The 3,374-nt window shown below is 76.5% G+C and carries 2 protein-coding genes and 2 pseudogenes; 1 reads left to right on the top strand and 3 read right to left on the bottom strand.

Annotated features, from left to right (window positions below; genetic code table 11):
- The 3 genes and pseudogenes from GL263_RS23795 to GL263_RS28630 all read right to left on the bottom strand — a co-directional run.
- Positions 1-369, bottom strand: a pseudogene (locus tag GL263_RS23795) (FHA domain-containing protein); the annotation flags it as partial.
- Positions 370-403: 34 nt separating this feature from the next.
- Positions 404-1,741, bottom strand: a complete 1,338-nt coding sequence (locus GL263_RS23790; protein ID WP_182857801.1) for a vWA domain-containing protein — start codon at positions 1,739-1,741, stop codon at positions 404-406.
- A gap of 82 nt (positions 1,742-1,823) precedes the next feature.
- Entirely contained in the window at positions 1,824-2,690 is an 867-nt protein-coding gene (locus GL263_RS28630) for a PP2C family protein-serine/threonine phosphatase (protein WP_438947997.1), read from the bottom strand.
- A gap of 493 nt (positions 2,691-3,183) precedes the next feature.
- Between GL263_RS28630 and GL263_RS28625 the strand changes: the two are divergent.
- Positions 3,184-3,374 (top strand): annotated as a pseudogene (locus GL263_RS28625) (hypothetical protein); the annotation flags it as partial.

The raw sequence follows: 3,374 nt of genomic DNA, 5'->3' as shown, positions 1-3,374 counted from the left end.
GTTCAGATGGCTGCGGCCCGAGCTGGTGTACTCCAGCGGTGCAGCCCCCTGTCCGCCGTGCGGCGCCCCCTGTCCGCCGTGCGGCGGCGGGAACGAGCCGGACGCGCCGACGCGGAAGTCGTGCCGGCACTCCTCGCAGAACTGCGCCCGTTCCTCGCGCGGGGTGCGGCAGCGGGGGCACAGCTCGGCCTGGGCCGTCGCGTCGTCGGGCATCGGGGCCGTGGGCCCCGGCGGGGCGGGGTAGCCGTAGCCGCCGGACGGCGGGGGCGGTGGGAGCTGGCCCGCGCCGGGCGCGGGGGCCATGCGGTGCCCGCAGACCTCGCACCAGTCGTCGGCCGCCGACTGGTGGCCGTTCGGACAAGTCGGCATCTCCGGCTGCCCCCTCACGTCGTGGCTGTCGCCGCTACTTCTTCACTCTGACCGTCTTCGTCGACCGGGTTTCGAGCGTCATCTCGTCGGCCTCCGTCACCCGTGTCTTCAGCCGAACAGTACCCGCAGCCGCGTCCACCACGTCCACCACCTTCGCCAGCAGCTTGGCGGTGTCCTTGTTGCCGGACGCGGCCGCGAGCTGCACCGCGCGGCCCAGTCTGGCGGTGGCGCCGGCCGCGTCGCCGGCCTTGCGCAGCTCCAGGCCCTGCTGGATGGCCCGCGCCAGCTCGGCCTGACCGGTGTAGTGGGCGACCTGCGGGTTGAGGGTGGTCGCCGCCGCCGCGTCGTCCGTCCACACCGCCCGCACCAGCCCCTGGGCGAGCGTCTGCCAGGCGCCGTCGGCGCCGGCGCGGACGAGGGAGACCCGGCTGGCGAGCATCTCCTGCCCGACCCGGGCGGCCGGGACCCGTACGCACAGGTGGTAGTCGCGGGACTCGTCGCCCCAGGAGCCGGTCGGATAGTCACCGGAACGCGGACGGGTGTCCGTACGCCGGCCGGTCAGGTCCTCCACGGTCGGCGCGACCTGCTTGACGAACACCACCTCCGCGCCCAGCGGCGTCCACAACCGCAGCGCGACGTCCGCGACCTCCTTGCGGAGCGCGGCCGTCATCATCTTCGTGAAGTCCCCGGTCAGTCCTTCCGGGTCGGCGACGATGTCGGCGGTGCCGAGCAGCGCGGAGGCGATCGAGGTGACCTCCGCGACCTCCCAGTCCGTGCCCACCCCGCGCGCGTCGCAGGTGAACCGGCCGGCGCAGGCGGCCAGCGCCTCCCGCAGCGCCTCCGGTTCCTCGTGCTCGTTGCGCCCGTCGGTCAGCAGGATGCCGTGCCGGATCGCGGCGTCGTGGCCGCTCAGCAGTCGCTCGGCGAGCCGCAGCCAGGTGCCGATCGCGGTACCGCCGCGCGCCTCGATCTCCCGCACCGCCCGCTTGGCGTGCTCCCGGGTGGCCGGGTCGGCGACCGCCAGCCGACCGTCGCCCGGATAGACCTCCCTGGCCAGGTGGTTGCCGGCGACGACCGCGAACGCGACACCGTCGGTGAGGGTGTCGATCGCGGCGACGGTGGCGTCCCTCGCGTTCCGCATCTTGCTCGGCGGGTAATCCATGGAACCCGAGCAGTCCACCATGATCACCACAGCGGCCCGGCCGGTTCCCAGCGCCTCCCGCCGCACCAGCGGCATGCCGCCCGAGGTGCCGCCCCCGGTGGAGGTGACCGTCACTATGGCGTTGACCTCCTGGGCGCCCTCGGCGAGGTACCGGTTCTGGTAGACGTCGACCGAGAACCGCGGCACGTTCGACTTGGCGAAGTTGGCCATCCCTGCTGTGTCCTGCTTCCACTCGGTTGTCCGGACGGACCGCGGCCCCGCGGCGGCGACCGGGGCGGTACGCCCCGGTTCGTCAGGCCGATCCTGCCCGCGCCGGGTACGCCGGGAACGGAACGAGCGCCACCGTTACGTTGTCGTGGCCCCCGCCGCGCAGCGCGTGCGCCACCAGGGCGCGGGCCGCCTCCAACGGGCGGACGCGCGCGTCCGCCGGCACCGCGGCGGCCATCTCCGCGGCGGACTCCGCGTAGTTCCACAGTCCGTCGGTGCACACCACCACCACGCCGGGGCGCTCCGGGGCGAACGAGGCGACGTGCGGCTCCACCTCGCCGGCGTCGGCCCCCAGCCAGCCGGTGATCGCGTGCGCCCGGGGGTCGGCGGCCGCCTCCGCCTCGGTCATCAGACCGGCGGCGACCATCTGCGCCGCCCACGAGTCGTCCTCGGTCAGCCGGCACGCCGGCGCCGTCCGGTCGTCGGGCACCCAGTAGGCCCTGCTGTCGCCGACCCAGCCGACGGTGGCCACCCTGGACTGCCCGACCACGGCGACGATCGTGCACGCGGGCGAGTTCTGCTCGGGGCTTCCGCCCTCGGCCAGGGCGGTGACCGCCTGGTGGGCCCGGAGGATCGCGTCGAACATCGCGTACCGCGCGTCGCCGCCGTCGGCCAACTCCCGGCCCAGCCAGGAACAGGCCGCGCGGGCAGCGACGGCGGACGCCTCGTCCGGCCGGGTGGAGGACGACACGCCGTCACAGACCACGGCGACGTCGGCAGGCTCCCCTCCGGACGCGCGGGCGCCGGCGGTGATCGCGAAGAAGTCCTCGTTGCGGTGGTGCCGCTTGCCGATGTCGGTGGCGACCGCCACCGGGCCGTCCACCTGCTCCAGCCGGTCGCGCTCGCGGAGTTGGGCGTGCCCGCACCGCTCGCAGTAGCCGTCCGCGTCCACGGCGCCCGCCCGGCAGGCACCGCACCACGCCGCGTGGGGGGCCGCGGGGGCGGCCGGCGGCCCGTCGCCGACCGAATCCGCCGGTCCTGCCGGTCCCACCGGTCCCCGCCGCTGCGGCCGGTAGGCGGGGTGCTCCGGCTGGCCACCGGCCGCCGCGTCGGGAGCGGTTGGCGGCGGCTGACCGGTGTCGCCGGTCGGCGCGGTGTCGTAAAGGCCGTTGCGCGGGTCGGTGCGGGGGTCGGCCGGATAGTCCGGCGGCGGCCCGAACCCCGGTCCGGCGCCGGCGTTCGGCGCAACGGGCTCCGGTGGTTCACCGCTCCGGGGCGAGTCGGTGGGCGCGGCCCCGGCCGCCGGGCCGCCGAACGGCGCCGGCGGCGTTTCCGGCGCCGGCGGTACGTGGCCGGGTCCCGCCGGAGCGGCCCCCGCCTGGCCCGTCCCCGTAGGAGCGGGACCTGAGGGGAAGCTCCTGGGGGCATCGGGTGCTGTGCCGGCCGTGGCGCCGGTCCCCGCCTCCGGGGCCGGCGCGACGCGCTCGGTTCCCGTCGGCATCGGCCCCGTCGGCATCGGCCCCGTCGGCATCGGCCGTGGCGGCACCGGCCCCGGCGGCACCGGTGCGCCGGCTGCCGGCCCGGCGTTGGGCCCGGCGTCGGCCGCGCGGCCCGGCCCCGACCCCGCCTCCGGAGC

The organism is Streptomyces durbertensis, assembly GCF_014156695.1.
GTDB lineage: Bacteria > Actinomycetota > Actinomycetes > Streptomycetales > Streptomycetaceae > Streptomyces > Streptomyces durbertensis.
The sequence above is the reverse complement of the archived record's forward strand: the minus strand, read 5'-3'. Positions and strand labels throughout refer to the sequence as shown.

What these genes read in the sequence shown, in the direction of transcription:
- GL263_RS23790 (WP_182857801.1), bottom strand. Translation starts at nt 1,741, where the DNA reads ATGGCCAACTTCGCCAAGTCGAACGTGCCGCGGTTCTCGGTCGACGTC.